The 25734-nt window shown below is 68.6% G+C and carries 19 protein-coding genes; 14 read left to right on the top strand and 5 right to left on the bottom strand.

The features are described from left to right. Positions 1 to 70 precede the first annotated feature (70 nt). Positions 71 to 1051, bottom strand: a complete 981-nt coding sequence (locus ACZ7NC_RS21020) for a hypothetical protein (protein WP_471490270.1) — start codon at positions 1049 to 1051, stop codon at positions 71 to 73. A 136-nt stretch (positions 1052 to 1187) separates the two neighbouring features. On the opposite strand from ACZ7NC_RS21020, the gene ACZ7NC_RS21015 reads away from it, so the two are divergent. The 11 genes from ACZ7NC_RS21015 to ACZ7NC_RS20965 all read left to right on the top strand — a co-directional run bounded on the left by ACZ7NC_RS21015 (position 1188) and on the right by ACZ7NC_RS20965 (position 16870). Beyond that, the gene (locus tag ACZ7NC_RS21015; protein ID WP_471490269.1) at positions 1188 to 3812 is read left to right on the top strand and encodes a valine--tRNA ligase; all 2625 of its coding nucleotides are present in this window, start codon (positions 1188 to 1190) and stop codon (positions 3810 to 3812) included. Between the two features lie 168 nt (positions 3813 to 3980). Further along, on the top strand, positions 3981 to 5468 hold the full coding sequence (folC, locus tag ACZ7NC_RS21010; RefSeq protein WP_471490267.1) for a bifunctional tetrahydrofolate synthase/dihydrofolate synthase: 1488 nt from the start codon (positions 3981 to 3983) through the stop codon (positions 5466 to 5468). Between the two features lie 9 nt (positions 5469 to 5477). After that, on the top strand, positions 5478 to 5834 hold the full coding sequence (locus tag ACZ7NC_RS21005) for a DUF4233 domain-containing protein (protein WP_471490265.1): 357 nt from the start codon (positions 5478 to 5480) through the stop codon (positions 5832 to 5834). A gap of 65 nt (positions 5835 to 5899) precedes the next feature. Then, the gene (gene ndk, locus ACZ7NC_RS21000; protein ID WP_030943193.1) at positions 5900 to 6313 is read left to right on the top strand and encodes a nucleoside-diphosphate kinase; all 414 of its coding nucleotides are present in this window, start codon (positions 5900 to 5902) and stop codon (positions 6311 to 6313) included. Between the two features lie 281 nt (positions 6314 to 6594). After that, positions 6595 to 7614: a rod shape-determining protein gene (locus ACZ7NC_RS20995; protein WP_004931372.1), complete on the top strand. Its 1020-nt coding sequence runs from the start codon at positions 6595 to 6597 to the stop codon at positions 7612 to 7614. Positions 7615 to 7801: 187 nt separating this feature from the next. Then, the gene (gene mreC / locus ACZ7NC_RS20990; RefSeq protein WP_471490263.1) at positions 7802 to 8860 is read left to right on the top strand and encodes a rod shape-determining protein MreC; all 1059 of its coding nucleotides are present in this window, start codon (positions 7802 to 7804) and stop codon (positions 8858 to 8860) included. 13 nt (positions 8861 to 8873) lie between these two features. Continuing rightward, positions 8874 to 9554, top strand: coding sequence for a rod shape-determining protein MreD (gene mreD / locus ACZ7NC_RS20985; RefSeq protein ID WP_471490262.1), 681 nt, complete (start codon positions 8874 to 8876; stop codon positions 9552 to 9554). Positions 9555 to 9681: 127 nt separating this feature from the next. Then, the gene (gene mrdA / locus ACZ7NC_RS20980) at positions 9682 to 11943 is read left to right on the top strand and encodes a penicillin-binding protein 2 (RefSeq protein WP_471490261.1); all 2262 of its coding nucleotides are present in this window, start codon (positions 9682 to 9684) and stop codon (positions 11941 to 11943) included. After that, positions 11940 to 13139, top strand: coding sequence for a rod shape-determining protein RodA (gene rodA, locus ACZ7NC_RS20975; RefSeq protein ID WP_471490259.1), 1200 nt, complete (start codon positions 11940 to 11942; stop codon positions 13137 to 13139). Before mrdA ends, rodA begins: the two co-directional genes overlap by 4 nt. A 166-nt stretch (positions 13140 to 13305) precedes the next feature. After that, positions 13306 to 14808: a CYTH and CHAD domain-containing protein gene (locus ACZ7NC_RS20970; RefSeq protein WP_471490258.1), complete on the top strand. Its 1503-nt coding sequence runs from the start codon at positions 13306 to 13308 to the stop codon at positions 14806 to 14808. A gap of 88 nt (positions 14809 to 14896) precedes the next feature. After that, entirely contained in the window at positions 14897 to 16870 is a 1974-nt protein-coding gene (locus ACZ7NC_RS20965; protein WP_471490257.1) for a TIGR03960 family B12-binding radical SAM protein, read from the top strand. Between the two features lie 179 nt (positions 16871 to 17049). On the opposite strand, the gene ACZ7NC_RS20960 is transcribed toward ACZ7NC_RS20965, so the two are convergent. Both ACZ7NC_RS20960 and ACZ7NC_RS20955 read right to left on the bottom strand, forming a co-directional pair. Continuing rightward, on the bottom strand, positions 17050 to 17520 hold the full coding sequence (locus tag ACZ7NC_RS20960; RefSeq protein WP_471490256.1) for a VOC family protein: 471 nt from the start codon (positions 17518 to 17520) through the stop codon (positions 17050 to 17052). A gap of 123 nt (positions 17521 to 17643) precedes the next feature. Continuing rightward, on the bottom strand, positions 17644 to 19014 hold the full coding sequence (locus ACZ7NC_RS20955) for a hypothetical protein (RefSeq protein ID WP_471490254.1): 1371 nt from the start codon (positions 19012 to 19014) through the stop codon (positions 17644 to 17646). Positions 19015 to 19178: 164 nt separating this feature from the next. Here ACZ7NC_RS20955 and ACZ7NC_RS20950 point away from each other — a divergent pair, with 164 nt between their 5' ends. Then, positions 19179 to 20789: an MFS transporter gene (locus ACZ7NC_RS20950; RefSeq protein WP_471490253.1), complete on the top strand. Its 1611-nt coding sequence runs from the start codon at positions 19179 to 19181 to the stop codon at positions 20787 to 20789. 20 nt (positions 20790 to 20809) lie between these two features. Here the strand turns inward: ACZ7NC_RS20950 and ACZ7NC_RS20945 are convergent, their stop codons facing one another. Continuing rightward, the gene (locus tag ACZ7NC_RS20945) at positions 20810 to 21307 is read right to left on the bottom strand and encodes an enoyl-CoA hydratase/isomerase family protein (protein WP_471490251.1); all 498 of its coding nucleotides are present in this window, start codon (positions 21305 to 21307) and stop codon (positions 20810 to 20812) included. 143 nt (positions 21308 to 21450) lie between these two features. Between ACZ7NC_RS20945 and ACZ7NC_RS20940 the strand changes: the two genes are divergently transcribed. Next, the gene (locus ACZ7NC_RS20940; RefSeq protein WP_471490250.1) at positions 21451 to 22908 is read left to right on the top strand and encodes an MATE family efflux transporter; all 1458 of its coding nucleotides are present in this window, start codon (positions 21451 to 21453) and stop codon (positions 22906 to 22908) included. Between the two features lie 17 nt (positions 22909 to 22925). On the opposite strand, the gene ACZ7NC_RS20935 is transcribed toward ACZ7NC_RS20940, so the two are convergent. Beyond that, entirely contained in the window at positions 22926 to 23987 is a 1062-nt protein-coding gene (locus ACZ7NC_RS20935) for a hypothetical protein (RefSeq protein ID WP_471490248.1), read from the bottom strand. 627 nt (positions 23988 to 24614) lie between these two features. Between ACZ7NC_RS20935 and ACZ7NC_RS20930 the strand changes: the two genes are divergently transcribed. Next, entirely contained in the window at positions 24615 to 25715 is a 1101-nt protein-coding gene (locus ACZ7NC_RS20930; protein ID WP_471490246.1) for a hypothetical protein, read from the top strand. The last annotated feature ends 19 nt before the right edge of the window (positions 25716 to 25734 follow it).

Raw genomic sequence — 25734 nt, 5'->3', positions numbered from 1 at the left:
AAGGGGCCCCGGTCAACAGAACCGGGGCCCCTTCGCAGTTGACGCGTCGGGCGTCAGACCTCTTCGGGCGTCAGGCCGCGACGCGGATCTCCGCGCGGACCTTCGTCGTGATGTCCACGGCGACATCCTTGGAGATGCCCTTGGTGGCGTCACCCGGCGACACCATCGCGATGGTGCTGTAGTCCGCCCACGCGCAGAACCAGTCCGTCTTCTCCTTCTTGGTGGCCAGGTCGGTGCCCTTGGCGGCCTGGCACTTCATGACCGCGCCGTCGAGGTCGACGACCTCGGCCGTACCGACCAACTCGGTCGCGCCCGCGCCGGAGGAGCCGGAAGAGCTCTTCTCGGACGACTTCTTGAAGTCGGTGAAGAACTTGTCCAGGGCCGCCTCGGGATCGGCGATCTCGCCGTAGGCACCGAAGTACGTGATGCCCTTGGCCGTCGCCAGTTCGGACAGGTCCGGCGTGGTGCTCGGGTCGCTGGGGTCGTAACCGCTCAGGTCCGCGGTCGAGTAGACCCCGACCACGCTCTCGCCGTTCTTGACGCCGCTCTTCTCCAGGTCCTCGGCGGTGTCGTTGGACCCACCGATGGTCTCCCCGGCCTTGGTGGCCCGCGTGTACTCGCTGAGCAGCTTCTCCGGCGTAGCCAGCTTGTGTGCCCCGTCGTCCTCGACGCCGCCCGCGCCGCCACGCGCCCCGCCGAGCGCGAAGTACGCCCCGACGCCGATCGCCACCACGACCGCCACCGCGCCGATGATCAGGCCGGTCTTCTTGCCGCCGCCCGCCGGCGCCGGCGGCTGCGGCATTCCGTACGGTGCCTGGCCGTAGGGCGGCTGCTGGCCGTACGGCTGCTGCGGCGGGACGCCCTGCGGGGCCTGCTGCGGGTAGCCGTACCCGGGCTGGGGCTGGGGCGGCGGAGTCTGCTGAGGGTAGCCATAGCCGGGCTGGGGCGCCTGAGGCTGCTGCCCGTAAGGACCGGGCTGCTGAGGCTGCCCGCCGTACGGTCCGGGCTGCTGGGGCTGCCCGCCGTACGGGCCCGGCTGGTTGTAGCTCATTTCTGGGTTCCCCTCCAGATGCTTATGTGTTCCTGACATCCTGGCGCAGACGCAGGCAACGCATGGCATCGGGGTGCCCACCGTTACAGAACAAACGCGTTTCGGGACACGCCCGGGACACCCCTAAACTGAGCCCGTGACCGAGAACGCTCAGCAGCAGCCAACAGCGCCCGACACCGAACTGCCGACCCAGTACGCGCCGGCCGACGTAGAGGGGCCGCTGTACGAGCGCTGGGTAGAGCGCGGTTACTTCGAGGCGGACGCGAAGAGCGACAAGCCGCCGTACACGATCGTCATTCCGCCGCCGAACGTCACGGGCTCGCTCCACCTCGGGCACGCCTTCGAGCACACCCTCATCGACGCGCTGACGCGCCGTAAGCGCATGCAGGGCTACGAGACGCTGTGGCAGCCCGGCATGGACCACGCCGGTATCGCCACGCAGAACGTCGTCGAGCGTGAGCTGGGGAAGGAAGGCAAGTCCCGGCACGACCTCGGCCGTGAGGCGTTCGTCGAGCGCGTCTGGCAGTGGAAGGGCGAGTCCGGCGGGCAGATCAGCGGGCAGATGCGTCGGCTCGGTGACGGTGTCGCCTGGTCGCGCGAGCGCTTCACCATGGACGAGGGGCTCTCCCAGGCCGTCCAGACCATCTTCAAGCGCCTCTACGACGACGAGCTGATCTACCGCGCCGAGCGCATCATCAACTGGTGCCCGCGCTGTCTGACGGCCATCTCGGACATCGAGGTCGAGTACCAGGACGACGACGGCGAGCTCGTGTCCATGAAGTACGGCGAGGGCGACGAGACCATCGTCGTCGCCACCACCCGCGCCGAGACGATGCTCGGCGACACCGCCGTCGCCGTCCACCCGGACGACGAGCGCTACCGGCACCTGATCGGCAAGCTCATCAAGCTGCCGCTGACCGACCGTTCGATCCCGGTCGTCGCCGACACGCACGTCGACCCGGAGTTCGGCACCGGCGCCGTCAAGGTGACCCCGGCCCACGACCCGAACGACTTCGAGATCGGCCAGCGGCACGACCTGCCGGCCATCACGATCATGGACGAGCACGCGGTCATCACCGCCCACGGCCCCTTCCAGGGCCTGGACCGCCTCGAGGCCCGCTCGGCCATCGTCGCCGCGCTGCGCGCCGAGGGCCGGATCGTCGCGGAGAAGCGGCCGTACGTTCACAGCGTCGGGCACTGCTCGCGCTGCAAGACCACCATCGAGCCCCGGCTCTCCATGCAGTGGTGGGTCAAGGTCGGCCCGCTCGCCAAGGCCGCCGGTGACGCGGTCCGCGACGGCCGGGTCAAGATCCACCCGCAGGAGATGGAGAAGCGGTACTTCGACTGGGTCGACAACCTCCACGACTGGTGCATCTCGCGGCAGTTGTGGTGGGGTCACCGCATTCCGGTCTGGTACGGCCCGGAGGGTGAGGTCGTCTGCGTCGGTCCCGACGAGCAGCCCCCGAGCGGCGAGGGCTGGCATCAGGACACCGACGTCCTCGACACCTGGTTCTCCTCCGGCCTGTGGCCCTTCTCGACCCTCGGCTGGCCCGAACAGACCGAGTCGCTCGCGAAGTTCTACCCGAACTCCGTCCTGGTCACCGGCTACGACATCCTCTTCTTCTGGGTCGCCCGGATGATGATGTTCGGCCTGTACGCGATGGACGGCACCCCGCCGTTCCACACCATCGCCCTGCACGGCATGGTCCGCGACCAGTTCGGCAAGAAGATGTCGAAGTCCTTCGGCAACGCGGTCAACCCGCTGGACTGGATGGACAAGTACGGCTCCGACGCCCTCCGCTTCACCCTCGCCCGCGGCGCCAACCCCGGCGTCGACGTCCCGATCGGCGAGGACTGGGTCCAGGGCTCCCGCAACTTCGCCAACAAGATCTGGAACGCCACGCGCTTCGCGCTGATGAACGGCGCGACGGTCGACGGCCCGCTGCCGGAGCCGTCGGCGATGTCGTCGACGGACCGTTGGATCCTCTCCCGGCTGAACTCCGTCGTCGCCGAAGTCGACGCGTTCTACGACGACTTCCAGTTCGCCAAGCTGTCGGACGCCCTCTTCCACTTCGCGTGGGACGAGGTCTTCGACTGGTACGTCGAGCTCTCGAAGACGACCTTCCAGGCGGGCGGCGAGGCGGCCGAGGTCTCCAAGCGCGTCCTCGGCGAGGTGCTCGACGTCACCCTCAAACTGCTGCACCCGGTGGTCCCGTTCGTCACCGAGACCCTGTGGACCACCCTCACGGGCGGCGAGTCGATCGTGATCGCCGAGTGGCCGAGCGACAGCGGCTTCCGTGACAAGGGCGCGGAGCGGGAGATCGAGTCGCTCCAGTCGGTCATCACCGAGGTCCGTCGCTTCCGCGCCGACCAGGGCCTGCAGCCGGGCCAGCGCGTCCCGGCCCGCCTGACCCTCGACGGCACGGCACTCGCCCCGCACGAGCCGGCCATCCGCCAGCTGCTGCGCCTCCAGCCGGAGGGCGAGTCCTTCACGGCCACGGCGACGCTGCCGGTCGCGGGCGCGGAGGTCGCCCTGGACCTCTCCGGCGCGATCGACGTCGCGGCCGAGCGCAAGCGCCTCGCGAAGGACCTGGCGGCGGCCGAGAAGGAGAAGGCCCAGGCCAACGCCAAGCTCGGCAACGAGGCATTCCTGGCGAAGGCCCCGGACAACGTCGTGGAGAAGATCCGTGGCCGCCTGGCGAAGGCCGAGGAGGACATCGCCCGGATCGCGGCACAGCTGGAGCGTCTGCCGCAAGCGTGAGTCGTTCTGCGTGACCGAGGCCCCGGCGCCGCACAGCGCCGGGGCCCTTCACGTCCCAAGGGGCGCGGGGAACTGCGCGACCGGCCCAGAACGGCCCGCACTCGCCACACCGGACCGACCACCCCACGCCGTGGGCGCACTGTCAGTGGGCCTCCGTAGACTGACCCCGTGAGTGAAAGCGACGACCCCTTCGACGAGATCATCGCGGCCGAGACCGACCGGGACCCCGATCTCGCCGTCATCGAGGCCGGCAGCCGCACCCTGCGCACCCAGGGCGGCCCGCCGGAGGCGGACGTGCCCGCCCGCCCCGAGGACCCCGAGCTCGACAAGGCCCTGCGCGAGGTCGAGGCGGAGCTTGCCACCCGCTGGGGCGAGACCAAGCTGGAGCCCTCGGTCAGCCGCATCGCCGCGCTCATGGACGTCCTGGGCGAGCCGCAGCGGTCGTACCCCTCGATCCACATCACCGGCACCAACGGCAAGACGTCGACCGCCCGCATGATCGAGGCCCTCCTCGGCGCCTTCGAGCTGCGCACCGGCCGCTACACCTCGCCGCACGTCCAGTCGATCACCGAGCGGATCAGCCTCGACGGCGCCCCGATCACCGCCGAGCGCTTCATCGAGACGTACAGCGACATCAAGCCGTACATCGAGATGGTCGACTCCTCGCAGGAGTACCGCCTGTCCTTCTTCGAGGTGCTCACGGGTATGGCGTACGCGGCCTTCGCCGACGCGCCCGTCGACGTCGCCGTCGTGGAAGTGGGCATGGGCGGCTCCTGGGACGCCACCAACGTCATCGACGGTGACGTCGCCGTAGTGACGCCCATAGACCTCGACCACACCGACCGGCTCGGCGGCACCCCCGGTGAGATCGCCTCCGAGAAGGCGGGCGTCATCAAGCAGGACGCCACCGTGATCATGGCCCAGCAGCCGGTGGACGCGGCGCAGGTGCTGCTGAAGAAGGCCGTGGAGGTCGACGCCACGGTGGCCCGGGAGGGCCTGGAGTTCGGGGTCGTCGCACGTCAGGTCGCCGTCGGCGGGCAGCTGGTGACCCTGCGCGGACTGGGCGGTGAGTATCCCGAGGTGTATCTGCCGTTGCACGGCGCGCACCAGGCGCACAACGCCGCCGTCGCCCTCGCCGCCGTGGAGGCGTTCTTCGGCGTCGGCGCCTCGCGGGCCGAGCCGCTGGACGTCGACGCCGTCCGCAAGGCGTTCGCGGCCGTCGCCTCACCGGGCCGAATGGAGGTCGTACGGCGCTCTCCGACCGTCGTGCTGGACGCCGCCCACAACCCGGCGGGCGCGCGGGCGACGTCCGAGGCGATCCAGGAGGCCTTCGACTTCACCCGGCTGATCGGGGTCGTCGGCGCGAGCAGCGACAAGAACGTGCGGGAGCTGCTCGAGGCCTTCGAGCCGATCTTCGCCGAGGTCGTCGTCACGCAGAACTCCTCGCACCGCGCCATGGACGCCGACGAACTGGCCGCCATCGCCGTCGAGGTGTTCGGCGACGAGCGCGTGCAGGTCGAGCCGCGGCTGCCGGACGCCCTGGAGGCCGCGATCACGCTGGCCGAGGAGGAGGGCGAGTTCGCGGGCGGCGGTGTGCTCGTCACCGGGTCCGTCATCACGGTCGGCGAAGCCCGACTGCTGCTGGGGAAGGGCTGAGTCCGACCAATGCGTACTCTCTGTTCCTCGACCCTGATCGGTGAGTTCTTCGTCATCGGCTTCGCCGGTCTGGTCGCCATGAAGGATCCCGACCTGGCCATGTCAACGGTGTGGACGGTCAGCGGGATCGCGATGTTCCTGTGTCTGCTGCTGTGCGGCCTGGTGACCCGGCCCGGCGGGGTCGCACTGGGCTGGACTCTTCAGGTCGCGCTCATCGCGTCCGGCTTCATCATCCCCACCATGTTCTTCCTGGGTGCGGTCTTCGCGGCGCTGTGGTGGGCCTCGGTGCACTACGGCAGGAAGGTGGACGAGGCGAAGGCGAGATTCGCGGCGCAGGCCGACTCCTCCACACCTGACGCTGCGTAACGGGCGCCTGGACACGCCCTGTAACCTCATCCCACCGCACACCAGCAGTAAGAAGGAGCCCTCCCGTGACCCAGCGCACCCTCGTCCTGCTCAAGCCCGACGCAGTACGCCGCGGCCTGACCGGCGAGATCATCAGCCGTATCGAGCGCAAGGCTGGCTGGCAGATCACCGCGCTGGAGCTGCGCACCCTGGACCAGGAGACCCTGGAGCAGCACTACGGCGAGCACAAGGGCAAGCCCTTCTACGAGCCGCTGGTGGAGTTCATGGCCTCCGGTCCGGTCGTCGCCCTGATCGTCGAGGGAGAGCGGGTCATCGAGGGACTGCGCGCCCTCGCCGGTCCGACCGACCCGATCGCCGCCGCGCCCGGCTCCATCCGCGGTGACTACGGTGTGATCGTCCGTGAGAACCTCATCCACGCGTCCGACTCCGAGGAGTCCGCCGAGCGCGAGGTGAAGATCTTCTTTCCGGGCCGCGCGTAAAGCCCGTCCCAGTTGAACGGAGAGGGTGTGGGGATTGAAGTCTCCACACCCATGTGCATACCAGATGCATATGCGTGGCGATCGAGGGAACGAGTGCCCCCGATGGCCCGTCTCCACAAGCGGGGCGACTCGCCATCTGATGACAATGGCGAAGACCCTCCCGCAGTGTTCGTGCAGGCGCGTCTACGATGGAAGCCTTCACGTCACAGCACCCACTTCGCCGACCTGACAAGCCATCAAAAGCTCCCGGGAAGGCCAGACGAATCCTGATGGGGAACTCAATGTCGTTCATCGGCCGTGACATGGCTGTCGACCTCGGGACCGCCAACACGCTGGTGTACGTCAGGGGTCGCGGGATCGTACTCAACGAGCCGTCCGTCGTCGCGATCAACACCAACACCGGTGGCATCCTTGCGGTCGGCGCCGAGGCGAAGAAGATGATCGGGCGCACGCCCGGCAACATCGTTGCCGTACGTCCGCTGAAGGACGGCGTGATCGCCGACTTCGAGATCACCGAGCGGATGCTCCGCTACTTCATCCTGAAGATCCACAAGCGGCGGTATCTGGCTCGTCCGCGGGTCGTCGTCTGTGTGCCCTCGGGCATCACGGGCGTCGAGCGCCGCGCCGTCATCGAGGCGTCGTCCCAGGCCGGCGCCCGTCAGGTGCACATCATCGAGGAGCCCATGGCCGCGGCCATCGGCTCCGGCCTGCCGGTCCACGAGGCCACGGGCAACATGGTGGTCGACATCGGCGGCGGCACCACGGAGGTCGCGGTCATCTCCCTCGGCGGCATCGTCACCGCCCAGTCCATCCGCGTCGCGGGCGACGAGCTGGACAACGCGATCATCCAGCACATCAAGAAGGAGTACTCGCTCCTGCTGGGTGAGCGGACGGCAGAACAGATCAAGATCACGATCGGTTCGGCGTACGACCTCGACGCTGACGAACACACCGAAATCCGCGGCCGGGACCTTGTCTCCGGCCTGCCGAAGACCGTCGTCATCTCGGCCGCCGAAGTGCGCAAGGCGATCGAGGAACCGGTCAACGCCATCGTCGACGCCGTGAAGACGACTCTCGACAAGTGCCCGCCCGAGCTGTCCGGCGACATCATGGACCGCGGAATCGTTCTCACCGGCGGCGGTGCTCTGCTGCGCGGCCTCGACGAGCGGCTGCGCCGCGAGACCGGCATGCCGATCCACATCGCCGAGGACCCGCTGGACAGCGTGGCGCTCGGCTCCGGCAAGTGCGTCGAGGAGTTCGAGGCGTTGCAGCAGGTGCTGGACGCCCAGCCGCGCAGATGAGGTAACTCTTCGGTTCCGCCGTACGGGATGATCTCCTCTCGTACGGCGGATCGTTGATATAGAGGCATAAGCTCCCCGAAGAGCCTCGAACTTCCCATACAGCTCCGCGTACCAAATCCGTATAAGAACCCCTGGGGTTTACCGGGGGTTTCCCGAATTCCTATGAGGAAGGGCACGGCCGCCGCACGTGAGGGACACACGAGAGAGCCGGCTGCTCCTGGTGCTGCTGATCGCCATCGCGTTCGCGTTGATCACGGTGGATATCCGCGGTGGTGAGGATTCCCCGGTCGACGGTGCCCGCCAGGCCGCTGCCACGGTCTTCGGCCCTATCGAGGACGGCGTGTCGGCCGCGGTGAACCCGGTCGGCAACGCGGTCGCCGCGATCCGTGACTCCGGTGAGCGCCACGACCGGCTCGCCCGGCTGGAGCAGGAGAACGCCGCCCTCAAGGCGAAGCTCGGCAGCGAAGACCGCGATCGCAGCCGGCTGAACCAGCTGGACAAGATGCTGAAGATCGCGGGGAAGGGCCAGTACGGCATCAAGGGCGCCGAGGTCATCGCCATAGGAGCGGCCCAGGGCTTCTCCTGGACGATCACCATCGACGCCGGCGCGAACGACGGCATCCAGCGCGACATGACCGTCCTGAACGGCGACGGGCTGGTCGGACGCGTCACCACCGTCGGCCCGAACACCGCGACCGTGCTGCTCGCCAACGACCCCGACTTCACCGTCGGCACCCGCATGGAGTCCGGCGACGAACTCGGCTTCGCCTCCGGCCAGGGCGACCGCCCGCTGCGCGTCGAACTCCTCAACGGCAAGGCCGAGGTGAAGAAGGGCGACCGGCTCGTCACCTTCGGTTCGCAGGCCGACAAGCCGTTCGTGCCCGGGGTTCCCGTCGGATACGTCTCCCGCGTGGACCCCTCCGGCGGCGACCTGACCCGGACCCTCTACGTCACGCCCTACGTCGGCTTCTCCAAGCTCGACGTCGTCGGCGTCGTCGTCCAGGCCCCCACCAAGGACCCGCGTGACACGGTCCTCCCCGACAAGCCCCGGCCGACCCCCAGGCCCACCGTGACGGTCACCGTCACACCGGGCGCGCAGACGCCGGGCGACGGGCAGGAGCAGCCGCAGGCGGACGGTCAGAACCAGCCACAGGCCGACGGTCAGTACGAGCAGCCTCGGGTCGACGGCGAGGATCCGCCGCCGGACGACGGACAGAACCAGTACGAGTTCGAGCAAGAGCAGTAGGAGCTGAAGCCTCATGCGCGTCAACCGAATCCTGCTCTCCTCCGCTCTGGTCGTCGTCGCCCTGGTGCTCCAGGTCAGCGTCCTGTCCCGGCTCCACCTCCCGGGCGCCGTCCCCGATCTGCTGCTGCTCACCGTCCTGGGCCTCGCCATGGTCTACGGCCATGTCGGCGGCGCCCTCATCGGCTTCGGCGCGGGTCTGCTCGCCGACCTCGCCCCGCCCGCCGACCATGCCGCCGGCCGCTATGCGCTGGTGCTGTGCGTCATCGGCTACCTCGTCGGGCTCATCAAGCCGGACAACGGCCGGCTGAAGTCGGCCACCGGGCCGATGGTCGTCGTGGTCGTCGCGGCGATCGGCGCGACCTTGCTGTACGCGAGCGTCGGCGCCCTCGTCGGGGACACCGCCGCCCGCCATGTCGGCCTCGGCAGCCTGCTGTTCACGGCCGCGCTGTACGACCTGTTGCTCGCCCCGTTCGTCGTCCCCGGAATCATGTGGCTGGCCCGGCGCGCGGAGAACGACCCGCTGGCCGACACCAACTCCCAGGCCAAGAAGCCCGACATCTCCTCCGGCTGGCTCTCGGGCGGCACCGGCCTGCGCATCGGCGGCCAGCGCGGCGGTCTGGGCGGCCTGAAGGTGAAGGCGGTGCGGGCGCGGACGGCGCGCGCCGGGCGCATCAAGGGGGTCAAGCGACTGTGAGGACAGGGGAGTTCACCCGGACGAGTGAGGTCAGAGGGAACCGGGCCGTGAGGGCCGGTCGTTCATCACTCGAACGAACACAGTCGTATCCGCACCGGCACTCGCACTGAGAGGGGGAGGCAGCGCAGTGACCAACATCCCGGAGACCGGCCGGACGCCACGCGTCCAGATCCGGCTCATCGTCATCCAGATCCTCGTCCTCTCGCTCCTCGGCACCCTCGGCGGGCGCCTGTGGTACCTGCAGATCCGCGAGGGCGACGCCTACGCCAAGGAGGCGTCCGGCAACCACGTCCAGCAAGTGGTCCAGCCCGCCGTGCGCGGCTCGATCCTGGACGCGCGCGGCGTGCCCCTCGCCGACAACGAGACCCGGCTCGTGGTCTCCGCCTCCCGTACGGACCTGCTGAAGATGCCGGACGACGGCGAGGCGGTCCTGACCAAGCTGGCCGGCGTGCTGGGCATGAAGCCCAAGGACGTCAAGCAGAAGGTCCGGCTGTGCGACGCGCAGACGCCCCAGCCCTGTTGGAACGGCTCGCCGTACCAGCCGATCCCCATCACCGACGAGGCAACCGCCAAGCAGGCCCTGCAGATCCGCGAGCGTGCCGAGGACTTCCCCGGTATCACCGCGGAGCCCCAGGCCGTCCGCCGCTACCCGGCCCCCGGCAAGTCCAACACCGCCCAGGTCCTCGGCTACCTCTCGCCGGTCACCGACGAGGAGCTCCAGAAGGCACAGGACACCGACTCGCCCTACCTGCGCTCGGACCAGGTGGGCCGGTCGGGCCTGGAGCGTCAGTACGACAAGGAGCTGCGCGGCAAGGCCGGCGTCACCCGCTATGAGGTCGACAACCTCGGCCGGGTCATCGGCCAGGCCCAGGCCGACGCCGCGCAGCCCGGCTCCAACCTGGTCACCAGCATCGACGCCCGAGTCCAGCGGGTCGCCGAGTACGAGCTGAACGACGCCATGAAGAAGGCCCGCGAGGGGTGGGACCGCAACACCAACGAGCGGTACAAGGCCGACTCGGGCGCGGTCGTGGTGATGGAGGCCAAGACCGGCCGCATCGTCGCCATGGCGTCCAACCCGACCTACGACCCCAACGCCTGGGTCGGTGGCATCTCCGCCAAGGACTACAACACGCTGACGGGCAAGGACTCCAACTACCCGCTGCTCAACCGGGCGATCCAGGGCCAGTCGGCACCCGGCTCGATCTTCAAGGTCGTCCCGACGGCCGCCGCGATCAACGCCGGCTACTCCTTCGACGGTCCCTACGAATGCTCCAGCTCGTACTCGATCGGCGGCCAGGTCTTCAAGAACTTCGAGACCAAGGGATACGGCCCGATCAGTCTCGGCCGCGCCCTGGAGGTCTCGTGCGACACCGTCTTCTACCGGCTCTCCCACGAGGAGTGGAAGCGGGACGGCGGCACCAAGCCGAAGAAGAACGCCAACGACTGGTTCTACAAGACGGCCCACCAGTTCGGCCTCGGCGCGGAGACCGGCATCGACCTGCCCAACGAGGTCACCGGCCGCGTCCCCGACCGCCAGTGGAAGCAGGACTACTGGAAGGCCAACAAGGACGCCTGGTGCAAGTACGGCAAGAAGGACGGCTCGTACGCCGAGAAGATCGCCTACGAGAACTGCCTCGAAGGCAACCGCATGCGTGCCGGTGACTCCGTCAACTACTCCATCGGACAGGGCGACACCCTCGTCACCCCCATCCAGATGGCCACCATCTACGCCGCCATCTCCAACGGCGGCACGCTCTACGACCCCACCGTCGGCAAGGCTGTCGTCAGCGCCGACGGCAAGGCGTTCCAGGAGATCAAGCCCAAGTCCCACGGCAAGCTGCCGATAAGCCGCAAGACGCTGGCCGAGATGGACGACGCCCTCGCCGGCGTCGCCACCCGCGGTACCGCCGCCTGGCGGTTCGCGGATGTCGGCTGGCCGCAGGACAAGATCCCGATGCACGCCAAGACCGGTACCGCGGAGGTCTACGGCAAGCAGACGACCTCGTGGTTCGCGACCTACACCAAGGACTACTCGGTCGTCATGACCATCTCCCAGGGTGGTACGGGTTCCGGCGCCTCGGGTCCGGCCGTGCGCAACATCTACGACGCCCTGTACGGCGTCTCCGACGACGGCACGATCAACAAGAAGAACGCGCTGCTGTCCACGCCCCAGAAGAGCCTGCCGAAGGTCCGCCCCGACGGCACCCTCACCTCGCCGAAGGTCTCCAAGGACCCGGCGAAGGAGCAGCGGGCCAGCCAGGGGGGCGAGGAGGCGCCGGACGAGCAGCAGCTCGCCGGGACGGTGGCGACGCCGACGGCCGAGAACCGCGACACCCGGCGCAGGCGACGAGCGGGCCGTAAGCGGGGAAGCCGGAGGATGCTCACATGACCGGCGCCAACAGTTTCCAGGTCTCCGGGTACGGGCCCGACCGGGCGGGCTGGACCCGTCTGCTGGCCCGCGACTCGCTCGCCCGCCGGCTCGACTGGCCGATACTGCTGGCGGCGATCGTCCTGTCGCTGATCGGCGCGCTCCTGGTCTTCTCGGCCACCCGCAACCGCACCGAGCTCAACCAGGGCGATCAGTACTACTTCCTGATCCGGCACATCCTGAACACCGGTATCGGGCTGGCGCTGATGATAGGGACCGTGTGGCTGGGCCACCGCAACCTGCGCACGGCCGTGCCGGTCCTGTACGGCATCTCGGTCTTCCTGATCCTGCTGGTGCTCACCCCCCTGGGCTCCACCATCAACGGCGCCCACTCCTGGATCAAGCTGCCCGGCGGTTTCTCGTTGCAGCCCTCGGAGTTCGTGAAGGTCACGATCATCCTGGGCATGGCGATGCTGCTGGCGGCGAGAGTGGACGCGGGCGACAAGCAGTACCCCGACCACCGCACGGTGATGCAGGCGCTGGGTCTGGCCACCGTGCCGATGCTGATCGTGCTGCTCATGCCCGACCTAGGCTCGGTCATGGTCATGGTGGTGATCGTGCTGGGCGTGCTGCTCGCGTCCGGTGCCTCCAACCGCTGGGTCTTCGGGCTGATCGGCGCGGGGACGACGGGCGCGATCGCGGTCTGGCAGCTGGGCGTCCTGGACGACTACCAGATCGCCCGCTTCGCGGCCTTCGCCAACCCCGAGCTCGACCCGGCGGGCGTGGGCTACAACACCAACCAGGCGCGCATCGCGATCGGCTCCGGCGGGCTCACGGGTTCGGGGCTGTTCCACGGCTCGCAGACCACCGGCCAGTTCGTGCCGGAGCAGCAGACCGACTTCGTCTTCACGGTGGCGGGGGAGGAGCTGGGCTTCGTCGGCGGCGGGCTGATCATCATTCTCCTCGGCGTGATCCTGTGGCGGGCGTGCCGGATCGCCCGCGAGACGACCGAGCTGTACGGGACGATCGTCGCGGCGGGGATCGTGGCGTGGCTCGCCTTCCAGGCGTTCGAGAACGTCGGGATGACGCTGGGGATCATGCCCGTGACGGGTCTGCCGCTGCCGTTCGTGTCGTACGGCGGATCGTCGATGTTCGCGGTGTGGGTGGCGGTGGGGTTGCTGCAGTCGATCCGGGTGCAGCGTCCGATGTCGGCGTGACGCCGTCCCCCCGTTCGAGGCATGCGCTGTGTGGCCGCACGGCATGACCGTGCGGCCGCGGCACCGGACCTCACCGGCTGCTTCCCCCGTGGTCATCGGCCGTTCGCCTGTGGTTCATGGCCGGTAGGCTCTGTTGTCCAGTCGTGACGCCCACTAGATTCGGTTCATGGCGGACACGAAGCGCGAAATCGAGCGGAAGTATGAATCCGACGACAGCGGCCTGCCCGATCTGACCGGCGTCGCCGGGGTCGCCTCCGTCGTCGACAAGGGTGTCGCGCATCTGGACGCCACGTACTACGACACCGCGGACGAGCGCCTCGCCGCCTCGTCGATCACGCTGCGCCGCAGAACGGGCGGCTCCGACGCCGGCTGGCATCTGAAGTTCCCCGTCGCCCAGGGGGTGCGGGACGAGATCCAGGCCCCGCTGTCCGACGACCTGCCCGGCACGCTCGCCGGGCTCGTCCGTTCCCGGGTCCGCGACAGCGAGTTGGTGCCGGTGGTCCGGCTGCGTTCCGAACGGGATGTGCGCCACCTCATGGATGCCGACGGGCGGCTGCTGGCCGAGGTCAGCGTGGACGCCGTACACGCGCAACGGCTCGCCGGAGGGGACGGCAGCGCTCAATGGACCGAGATCGAGGTGGAGTTGGCCGACGGCGTGGACCCGGCCTTCCTCGACAAGGCGGAGAAGCGGTTGCGCAAGGCGGGGGTACGACCCTCGGAGTCGGCGTCGAAGCTCGCGCGGGCGCTGGCCGAGACGGCTCCGAAGAAGCTCGCCCCTGTGCCCGCCGAGGACCTCGTGACGGCCGGCGACCATGTGCTCGCGTATGTGCGGGCGCAGCGGGACGCGATCGTCGAGCTCGACCCCGCCGTACGCCAGGACGCCGAGGACTCCGTCCACAGCATGCGCGTCGCGACCCGCCGGACGCGCAGCGCCTTCAAGTCCTTCGGCAAGGTCCTGGACCGGGCGGTCACCGACCCGATCGGCGACGAGCTGAAGTGGCTCGCCGGTGAGCTGGGCCTGGACCGGGACCGCGAGGTGCTCAGCGAACGCCTGAGCGCGGCTCTCGACGAGGTGCCACGGCCGCTGGTCTCCGGTCCCGTTGCCGAGCGGATGAGCCACTGGGCGGGTGACAGGCCCGGCGGGGCGAGCGGCCGGCTGATCGGGGTCCTCGACTCCGGCCGTTACCTGGCCCTGCTCGACACCCTGGACGCGCTGCTCGCCGATCCGCCGCTGCGCAAGGCGGCCGGGCAGAAGCCCGGCAAGGTACTGCCCAAGGCCGTGAAGAAGGATTTCGGGAAGGTCTCCGCGCTGGTCGAGCAGGCGGTGGAGCTGGACCCCGGCACCGACCGGGACGTAGCCATCCACGAGGCCCGCAAGAAGACCAAGCGCACCCGCTACGCGGCGGAGGCGGCCACCCCGGCGCTCGGCAAGCCGGCCAAGGACCTGGCCAAGACGATGAAGTCCCTGCAGAACCTGCTCGGGGAGCACCAGGACAGCGTCATGGCCCGCCAGACCCTGCGCGAGCTGTCCGCGGTCGCGCACGCGGCCAGGGAGAGCGCCTTCACCTACGGGCTGCTGTACGGGCGTGAGGAGCAGCGCGCGGCGGCCGTGGAGGCCGAGCTGCCCGGGTTCTGGGACGGGATCAAGAGCGGGACGGACGTTCTCTGAGCTCTCGGACGGACAAGGGGTGTCCGCGGTCGCGTTAGGCTAGATGGTCACCCCTGTCAGTTCAGTCCAGCTCACGAAGGTTCGCGAGATGCCTGCCGAAGCCGCTGCGGTCACCGAGTCCGTGTTCCCGCAGCTCGAAGCTCTGCTCCCGCACGTGCAGAAGCCGATCCAGTACGTCGGCGGAGAACTCAATTCCACCGTCAAGCCGTGGGAGTCCTGTGACGTCCGCTGGGCGCTCATGTACCCGGACGCGTACGAGGTCGGGCTGCCCAACCAGGGCGTCATGATCCTCTACGAGGTGCTGAACGAGCAGGAGGGCGTCCTCGCCGAGCGCACGTACAGCGTGTGGCCGGACCTGGAGGCGCTGATGCGTGAGCACGGCGTCCCGCAGTTCACGGTGGACAGCCACCGCCCGGTGAAGGCCTTCGACGTGTTCGGCCTGTCCTTCTCCACCGAGCTGGGCTACACGAACATGCTCACGGCGCTGGACCTGGCCGGGATCCCCCTGGAGTCCAAGGACCGGACCATCGACGACCCGATCGTCCTCGCGGGCGGCCACGCTGCCTTCAACCCCGAGCCGATCGCGGACTTCATCGACGCCGCCGTCATCGGCGACGGCGAGCAGGCCGTGCTCGACATGACGCGGATCATCCGCGAGTGGAAGGCCGAGGGGCGGCCGGGCGGCCGCGAGGAGGTCCTGTTCCGCCTGGCGAAGACCGGCGCGGTCTACATCCCGGCGTTCTACGACGTGGAGTACCTCCCCGACGGCCGTATCGCCCGTGTCGTACCGAACAAGAGCGGTGTCCCGTGGCGTGTGTCGAAGCACACGGTCATGGACCTCGACGAGTGGCCGTACCCCAAGCAGCCGCTGGTCCCCCTGGCCGAGACGGTCCACGAGCGCATGTCGGTCGAGATCTTCCGCGGCTGCACCCGGGGCTGCCGCTTCTGCCAGGCCGGCATGATCACCCGCCCGGTCCGCGAGCGCTCCATCACCGGCATCGGCGAGATGGTCGAAAAGGGCCTGAAGGCGACGGGCTTCGAGGAGGTCGGCCTGCTGTCCCTGTCCTCGGCGGACCACAGCGAGATCGGCGACATCGCGAAGGGCCTGGCGGACCGGTACGAGGAGGACAAGATCGGTCTGTCCCTCCCCTCCACCCGTGTGGACGCCTTCAACGTCGACCTGGCGAACGAGCTGACGAGGAACGGCCGCCGTTCCGGCCTGACCTTCGCCCCCGAGGGCGGCAGCGAGCGCATGCGCAAGGTCATCAACAAGATGGTGTCCGAGGAAGACCTCATCCGGACGGTCGCCACCGCCTACGGCAACGGCTGGCGCCAGGTGAAGCTGTACTTCATGTGCGGTCTGCCCACCGAGACGGACGACGACGTGCTCCAGATCGCCGACATGGCGATGAACGTCATCGCGAAGGGCCGCGAGGTGTCGAGGTCCAACGACATTCGCTGCACGGTCTCCATCGGCGGCTTCGTCCCGAAGCCCCACACCCCGTTCCAGTGGGCGCCGCAGCTGTCGGCCGAGGAGACGGACGCGCGTCTGGAGAAGCTGCGCGACAAGATCCGCGGCGACAAGAAGTACGGCCGCTCGATCGGCTTCCGCTATCACGACGGCAAGCCCGGCATCGTCGAGGGCCTGCTGTCCCGCGGCGACCGCCGCATCGGCGCCGTCATCCGCGCGGTCTACGACGACGGCGGCCGCTTCGACGGCTGGCGCGAGCACTTCTCGTACGACCGCTGGATGCAGTGCGCCGACAAGGCGCTGGCGCCCTTCGGCGTCGACGTCGACTGGTACACCACCCGCGAGCGCACCTACGAGGAGGTCCTGCCCTGGGACCACCTGGACTCCGGCCTCGACAAGGACTGGCTCTGGGAGGACTGGCAGGACGCCCTCGACGAGACCGAGGTCGAGGACTGCCGGTGGACGCCGTGCTTCGACTGTGGGGTGTGTCCGCAGATGGACACGCAGATCCAGATCGGTCCTACGGGCAAGAAGCTGCTGCCTCTGACGGTCAAGAACGCGGCGCCGGCGCCGGGCGGTCACTCTCACTGAGTGGGCGAGGCACTCGATCGGGTGATTGAGGCGCCGGCGGGGATGGGCGAGGAGGAGATGGCTGCGGCGCCGGCTGCGGTCGTCGCTTCGCCCCCTCGCCCGTCGGCGTCCTCTCAATCCGGCGTCGTGGTCGGGGCGGTCGGACGCACGACGACGGCGCACGTGCGGAACGCGGTAGGTCAGGCCGGGGCGTCGGCGTCCTGCACGGAGGCTGCGAACGCCTCGGGGCCCTGCTCCACCGCCGCCGGGTCCATCCACATGACCTGCCAGCCGTGGCCGTCGAGGTCGAAGAAGCTGCGTGAGTACATGAAGCCGTAGTCCTCGGCGCCGTCCGCCTCGGAGCCGCCCGCCGCGAGCGCAGCGGCGCTGACCGTATCGACCTCATCGCGGGATGACACGCTGAAGCAGTACAGCGCCAGCGTGTGCGTGGTGGGATCGGCCATCGGCAGTTTCGCGAACTCCGCGAACTTCTCGCGGCTGAGCAGCATGACGAAGGCGTGCTCGCCGACCAGCATGCAGGCGGCGGTCTCGTCGGTGAACTTCGGGTTGAAGCTGAACCCGAGCTCAGCGAAGAACGCCTTGCTGCGCTCGAGGTCCGCCACGGGGATGTTCACGAACAGCATGCGGCCGGGGTGTGCGGGATCGGTCATGGTGGGTCTCCAGTCGGTGGCTCGATGGCGTACGTCCTGGTAGACCGGCGCGACCGGCGGAACTCATCGGTGGATCTCGGCCAGGTCGCAGTCGCCGCGTGCCACGCAGCGGGCGGTGCCGAGTCACATGCGCGGTCCGGCCCTCCGCGGACCCGCGTTCCCGTCCCCGCTCCGCTCCAGCCCGGCCGGTGTGCCGTTCGGGGTCGCGGGACCCGGATCCAGGAATTCGCGGACGGCGAAGCCCACCAGCGTGATCACGGCGGTCCACACCACGACCGCCGTGGTCGGGTAGCTCCAGGTGAACAGGACGATCGCCGCGACCACCAGGATGCCGACCCCGATCCAGCGCTTGAACCGATGGACGAACCGCCCGACCGGTCCGGTGCGGAACCCCGCCGACGTCGCGACGTCACGCAGGGCGCCGATACTCCTGCGGCAGCCCGTGCGAGTGAGTACGGCGATGCGGGACGGGCCGGCGAGAAAGGCGCCGACCGCGATGAAGAGGGCGGTTGCGCCGAGCGCCCTCGTGCCTGCCCGGAGGAACTTGACCAGCGCGTCGTACACGGACCCCGCGGCTGCCTGGGAGACCCCGGACGGCAGTCGGTCGAGGTAGACGTCACGGACGACGGTGAGGGAGATTCCGAGGACGAGCATGGCGACGAAGACCGCCAGGGCTGCCCCGATCAGCGCGTGCCGGCGGTTGAACGCCACGTACACTCCGGCGGCCGCGACCAGGAGCGCGATGACGGGCAGCCAGCCGCCGAGGATCTCCAGCACGCGCACATAGGTCTTGATCTCGCCGACGTCCTTCGACGCGAACACGACGAAGTTCGTCCGGACGTCCGGGATCTTCGCGGCGGGCGAGAAGCCGGCGTCGACCAGCCGGTTCTTGACCTGCTCGACGATCGGCCCGATGTCGATGACGACCTGGTTGTCCTTCAGCTGGACCGCACTGTCGGCCTCGCCCGTCAGAGCCTCGTCCAGCGCCGTGTGCGCCCTGCGGTTGGCCTCCACCCAGACCGTGTCGAAGGCACTGCTGGTGACCACCCGCTCCACCGTGCCGGAGACCAACTGCTTGAGACCGCTCTCGATCGGGCCGTCCAGGTTCTTCAGAAGTTCGGCCGCCCGCGGCGGCACCCCCTGCTGCGATGCCGCGTCCGTCAGCTGAGCGACCAGCGCGTCCACGTCGACGCGCTCCAGCACGGCGTCGGTGACCCGGTTGGTGACCGCCTGCTGCACATCGGGATCGCTCGCCAGCGGCCCGACCGTGGCTACGTAGCGGTCGGTGTCCTGCACGATGCTGTTCGCCCACACCGCGACGACGGACAGCAGCGACAGCAGCGCGGCCAGGAGAATCAGCAGGAACGAGCCGAGCGAACGAAACGGGTGGTGCCGCGAGGGGCCGACGCCCTCCAGGGCACTGACCCGGTGCCGCAGTTCGTCCAACTCGCTGCGCTCCCGGGCCGAAAGCTCCTCGCCACCGGTGTCACTCATGGGCACCAGCAGATTCGTGCCGCGCGTAGTACGCGACCGGGGAGGCACCAAGCGGGTGAAGGACGTACGGAATGGCTCACAATGGACCGTGCCCGGCTGCGCCAAGCGGCTGAACTCCGCGGCGGGTCAAGGATCTGGCACCGGGCGGCGGCAATGTCTGGTCCATGACGCCGAGGACAGGGACTGCCGAGGGTTCGGCGAACACGCGGCTCGTCCTGTGGACACTCGCGGCCGGTCAGTTCCTGATGGCGCTCGACAGCTCTGTCATGAACGTCTCCATCGCAACGGTGGCCGACGACATGGGCACGACGGTGACCGGGATCCAGGGCGCCATCACGGCCTACACGCTCGTGATGGCGATGTTCATGATCCCGGGCGGCAAGGTCGGAGCGCTGATCGGTCGCAGACGCGCGTTCGTGATCGGCTGCTGCATCTACGGATGTGGTTCCCTCACCACGGCACTCGCGCCGAACCTGCCCGTGCTGCTGTTCGGCTGGTCCTTCCTGGAGGGCATCGGGGCGGCGCTCATCCTGCCCGCGATCGTGGCGCTGGTCGCCGGGAACTTCGCCACTGAACGACGTCCAGCCGCTTACGGACTCGTCGCGGCCGCCGGTGCCGTGGCGATCGCGCTCGGGCCCCTCATCGGGGGCTTTGCCACGACGTACCTGTCCTGGCGCTGGGTGTTCGCCGGTGAGGTGCTGGTGGTACTCGCCATTGTGGTGCTCGCCCGTCGCATCTCCGACGTTGCGGGCCGCGAGCGCACGCACATCGACCTCATCGGCTCCGCGTTGTGCGCCCTCGGGCTCGGGACCTTCGTCTACGGTGTGCTCCGCTCGGACGAGTGGGGCTGGTTCCGGCCCAAGCCCGATGCGCCTTCGTGGCTCGGAGTCTCGCTCGTCGTGTGGCTGATGCTGGCGGGTGTGCTGCTGATCTGGCTCTTCCTCCGCTGGGAGGCCCGCCTAGTGGAGCAGCACAGGAATCCGCTCGTCGACCCGGCCCTGCTGCACACCAGGCCGTTCACCGGTGGCCTGATCATGTTCTTCTTCCAGTACCTCGTCCTGATGGGTGTGTTCTTCGTCGTTCCGCTCTATCTGTCGATCGCTCTGGGCCTGTCCGCGCTGGAGACCGGTGCCCGCCTCCTGCCGCTTTCCCTGACCTTGCTGGCGGCGGCGACCCTGATTCCCCGTCTCTTCCCGGACATCTCGCCGAGGAGGGTGGTGCGGCTCGGGATCCTCGCGTTGCTCGCGGGCGCGGTGGTCCTGATGGCCGCGCTGGACGCGGACGCCGGGGCGGAGATCGTGACCGTGCCGTTCCTGCTGATCGGGTTGGGCACGGGCGCACTGGCGTCCCAACTCGGGTCGGTCACCGTCTCAGCGGTGCCGGACGAGCAGAGCGCGGAAGTCGGCGGCATCCAGAACGCTGTCACCAACCTCGGTTCCTCGATCGGTACGGCACTCGCCGGATCGATCCTGATCGGGGTGCTGGCGTCTTCCTTCCTGGCCAACCTCGAGGAGAATCCGGCGATCCAGGCCGAGGTCACGGATCGGGCGGCCGTTGAACTCCAGAACGGTGTGACGTTCCTGTCGGACGCTCAGCTCAAGACCGCTCTGGACGAGGGGGGTGTGAACGAGGAGGTGGCTCAGGCGGCGCTGGAGGCGAACGCCGACGCCCGGCTGGACGGCCTGCGCGCCGCGCTCGCGATCCTCGGCTTCGCTTGCGCCCTGGCCCTGTTCTTCACGCAGAGAATCCCGACGACTCAGCCCCGCTCGGCGTAGCCCGATCCTCCAAGCCCGCTTTAGGGAGGTGGGGGGTGCGGTGGGTGCCTGAGGCTGCCGGACTGCTTGGTCACTTGGCCGACGAACGTGGCCGCGGCTGAGCGGAAGTTCGCCGGGGCCGGCAGTGTGATGTCGTTGATGGCTCGCTTGGCGGCCTTGACGCCCGCGCGTGGGAAGCCGGCGATGCGTTTGGCCAGATGCTCTACGAAGGCGTCCAGTTCGGCGTCGGGCAGGGCGCCGGTGCCGGACTCGAAGTGCGCGAAGATCGCGTTCTCCCTGGCCGCGAAGATCATGTCGCAGGCCAGGGCGAGTTCGTTGCCGCCGCCGCGGGCCCGGCCGCGCACCTTGGCGATGGTGATCGCCGGGACGCGCGCCAGCTTGTACAGGAACATGCCGAGCGAGGCGTCCCCGGGCCCTCCGGCCTTCGCCGCTTCCGCGGTGTATTGCGGGATCGCCGTGAGGTCCACATGCGCCGAGAAGAATTCGGCCGAGGCGCTCTCGATGACGACGACTCGCACGTCACCGGGGTCGCGGTACAGCGTGTCGACGAGCGCGACTGGCGCCGGGGCGCTTGCCGGACCGGCCCCGTCAGGGCGGCCCAGGGCTGCCGAACGGGGTAGCCCCGCGTGCGCGCGGGTGGGGCGCGTTTGAGCCTGGAGCCATGAGTATTCGCCCCTGGGTCGTCGTCGAGGCACCGGACAGTCGTGGTCTTCGGCGGGTGACCGTGGGCAGTGAGACGGTGGGCAGTGCATGGTCGTTGGGGGAGTTGCGGAGGGTCCTTCGGCGTCTTGGATTCCCGGAGGACGTGGATCTGGAGGACTCCGCATTCATATGCTGGCGCGGCGGTGACAGCAGCACGTGGCCCGATCGGCCTTGGCGACGGCGCGTGACCCTCGCTCTGATGGTGGTCGGACTGCTGGCTTCCATGATGCTCAGCGCTGTTGTCGGATGGCCGGACGCCGTCGGGGCGCTTACTTTCGCGCAACGGATCACCGGGGTCCTGTTCGTGCTGTCGGGCCTGGCGCAAGGTGTAGCCGCGGTGATGGCGCTCGACTACTGGGGGAGACGGCAGTTCAGGATCTCCGGGGCGCTTGCCCTGCTGGGCGTGCTCATCGCGCTCACCACGGACAGTCTTCTTCTCTTCATGTGGCTCGAAGAGAAGGAATACACGCCCTATTTGCTGGTATTCCTGCCGCTCTGGTGCTGGTCCCTCTGGGCGCTCGTCCTCCTTGTGCGGGAGAAATGCTGGAAGGGAGTGCCGTGGCCCAAGAGGTTTGCCGCCGGAGTGGTTGCCACCGCACTCCTGACCGGCGTCAGCCTGGCGTATTCAACCATGTACCAACCCGCGGCAGCCCCCGTGCACTTCACCTTGCGGGCGAAGTTCGGTGCGTCGCGAGCGGATCGTACGGTGTCCTTCGTTCATGTCCCGCTGTCGCTCTACCTGAAGAACACCGGCGGCATTCCCGTCTATGTCGTCAACGATATGTACACGGTCCGCGGCAGAGCTGCTGGGTACTCCAGACTCCCCGGGAACGACGATCTGTTGAGGGAGTGGCGGGAGAGCGCCGGACAGTCGAGGAATCCGGTGGGAGAGGCCGAGCTCTACGTCGATGACATCAAGAAGACCACCATCAGTAGTGGTCATTTCTTCGGCCCCGGTAAGTGGCTCGAGGTCGGCCAGGAGTATTCCCTTGAGCGGGTGTTTCAAATTCCCGAGGATACGCTTTACGACACGATCATCGTCAATGTGCAGGTTTCGTACATGAGGAAGGATCGAGGGAAGCTGGACGTGGACGAGTTCAGCACTGCTCACTATACGTGGCGTGAAAGTGAGGGGCAGTACTACTGCAAATGGCAGGGGTGCGGGCAACAGCTCATTTACAGTGGGCGGGTCCGGCACAACAACAACCTCATCAACGTGACGCGTCGGCCGCGCTTTGTGACAGCTATCTGGTCGCCGGGGCTCTGGTTCGTCTCCTCTATTTCTTCGCTTCGTTTCAAGGAGGCGAAGGGCCTCCTCAGAGAAGAAAAGAGGGAGTTGGACCGGTACGGAGCCGCGAGTATTCGGACCGATGCGGAGGTGCCCGTCGCGGAACTGCTGAGATCCGCCGGACTGTGACAGCCTTCGTCGCCGCCCTACCCTCCGTCGCTCGCGAGCCACGTCCCGGCCGTGATCCCTTTCTCCTCCAGATACACGGCTGTCTGCTTGCAATGGAGAGCCGCATTTCCGATGGTCCCGGTCAGGTCGTTTCCCGGCAGCACCTCGGCAAGCTTCTCAATGAGCCGCCCGACTGCGAAGGGGCCATGAGCGTGCTCGTTGTTCTGCAGCTGGGCGCGGACGTCGAGCAGGTCGTTTCCCTCTTCCGCGGCCTTCCAGAAATCCTTGACCCCTGTGCTGTCCCAACTGGAGGGAGTCAGACCCTTCAGTCCATTCGAGATTTTCCGGTCCGAGACGGTTTCGAAGATGGCGTTGGTGCATACTTCGGCAGCCTCCCCGAGTGCGGCATCCGGCGGATCCTGAGCCGAGCCGGATTCCTCCTGCTCGTCCTTCATATGGGTGGTCCTGTCTCCCATCTCCCGCCGGGCGTCGGCTCGGTCCTCCGACGAGGCTTTGGGGTCGCTCGCCCGCCTCATCGCCCTACTGGCCCGTGCCGACGCGTCCCCGAGTTGCTCCTGCTGCTCGTCGTACTCCCCCCGCAGCCCTTGAGATGGGTCCCGGGACGCGCTCGACTGTTCCGGAGATCCGTTCAAGGTGGTGAGAAAGCCCAACGACGAGCTCACCAAGATCGCTGTGCTGCCCATCTCTCCCGCGCCGCTGCTCTGCTCCAGGGCGTAGTTCACGTCCCCGACGATCGCCGCGAGCTGCTTTCCCTGGTTCTCGGGCGTCTTGTCATCGGCGATCGCGTCCAGGGCGGCTGTCGTCCGCTTCACCACCACGAAGAGCCTCGACCGGTCCTCGGGCCGCACGTCCGGCTCCTGGCCCGCCTCCAGGGTGGAGGTCGTTTGTTTCACGAGCACGGTCAGCCGGTCCCGCAGCTTGCCGGCTGTGCTGTCGTCGCTGATGACCTCAAGTGTCGAGGCCAGCGCGTTCGCGCTGTCGACGACCGCCCCTCTGTCCTGGGGTGACGTGGCCGGGTTCTTAACTTCCCGGAGCGTGGCGGTCAATGTGTCGACGGAAGACTCGAGCTCCTTCGGCACTTCCCCTCGCATCTCGCTGAGCGTCGCCGTTGTCTCTGCGAGCGCTTGCCTCTGCTCCGGCGGGGGGTCGGTCGTCTCTTCCCCTTCGTCGGTGGAATCTGACGACGGTTCAGTGGGCGGCGTGGCGGGTTCGTTCGTATGTGCCGTTTCGGTCGGTGTGTCCTCGGGCGGCGGAGGAGTCGACGGCGGAGGAGGAGTCGACGGCGGAGGAGTGGGTTCTGCCGTTGTCGGGCCGGGCGGTGTGGGCGTGGGCGGCGCCGGCGGTGTCGTCTGAGCCGGCGCGTGGGGCCCGCTCCCGCCCGGTGTCTGTTGCGCTGCCATCGCACTCGTCACTCCGGCCGGCAACGCGAGTGCCGCGGCCAGGAGACATGCGTGGACCCTGTGGAAGACGTATCGCCTGGTGGTTCTGGCCATATTGGTTCCAGATGCGCTGGGTGCTGTACCGCATCATCTGTTTGCCGACCCGGACCTATGCATCCACTGTTCACCCGCCCCGCGCATCCCGCAAACGCGAACGCCCCGCCTCGGAGCGGATGTTGTCGCCGCGGTTCCGATCTTTCCGACGGGCCCTCCACGCTCGTGGGCAGTGGCGGGATCCGGACGGGTGGCTGTGGCGTCTACACGGATATGGACCTTGAGAAGCCACCGGCTCGGCACCAGCAGCGACCAGCGTCGGAAGGGTGCCTTGTTGTTGCGATTCGGGTGCCTGTGCGGATCGTCGTGCTCGTGCTCGTGGTGCCGGTGCGGATGGTGTGGGACGCGCTCGTGGTCGTCGGGCGGTTTCTGAACGACACGGTGTTCCGGCCGGTGGGGCGGGGGCTGCTGTGGCTCGGGCGGGCGGTGTTCGTGTGGCCGTTCGTGGCGCTGTGGCGGTACGTCGTCGTACCCGTGGCCAAGGGGATCGGCCGGCTGGGGAACCTTCTCCTCGTCATACCCGCGGTGTGGCTGTACCGATATGTGCTGACTCCCCTCGGGCACGCGTGCGCGTGGGTGGCGCGGGGGATCGGGGCCGGGCTGGCGTGGCTGTACGCGCGCGTGCTCACGCCCGTCGGGCACGCGGTGATGTGGGTCCTGAAGGGGCTCGGCGCGGTACTCGCCGCGATCGGGCTCGGCATCTTCGGGGCGATGGCCTGGCTGGTGCGGTATCTCCTCGTCGTTCCCGCTCTGTGGGTGTACGAGTGGATCCTCGCGCCCCTCGGGCGGGCCCTCGGGTGGCTCGTGAGCACCGTCGCCACCGGCATCGGGATCGCCCTGTATTGGATCGCGCGCGTGCTGGTCGTACTGCCCGCGCTGGGGCTGTATCGCTGGGTCCTCGCCCCGGTCGGCCGCGCCCTCGCTGTCGTCGGCAGGGAGATCCGGGACGCGCTCGGACATGCCTGGCGGGTCGCCGGGCGGATCTCGCTCGCCGTCGGACGGTTCCTCGCCAACCTCTTCCGGTGGATCTTCGTGGAGCCGGTGCGGTGGGTGTACCGGACCGTGCTCACGCCCGTCGGGCACGTCGTCCGGGACGCCGTGCTGCGGCCCGCCGCCGAGGCCGCGCGCAGTGTGGGCCGGGCCACCCGGCAGGCCCTCACCGCCGCCCGTGAGTCGGTACGGCAGGCGCGCGCCGACTTCCGGCGGATGGTGTTCGGGGAGCCCCGGGAGCGGGAAGCGGTGGCCGGGCGGGAACCTCGGGGCCGTGAGACACGTACTCTTGGTAGTAGTACGACCGCTCTCACGAAGGACTGAACGACACTGGGCAAGCGAC

The organism is Streptomyces sp. NPDC111802 (genome assembly GCF_055634335.1).
Note: the sequence above shows the minus strand (reverse complement) of the source record. Positions and strands in the feature narration are given on the sequence as shown.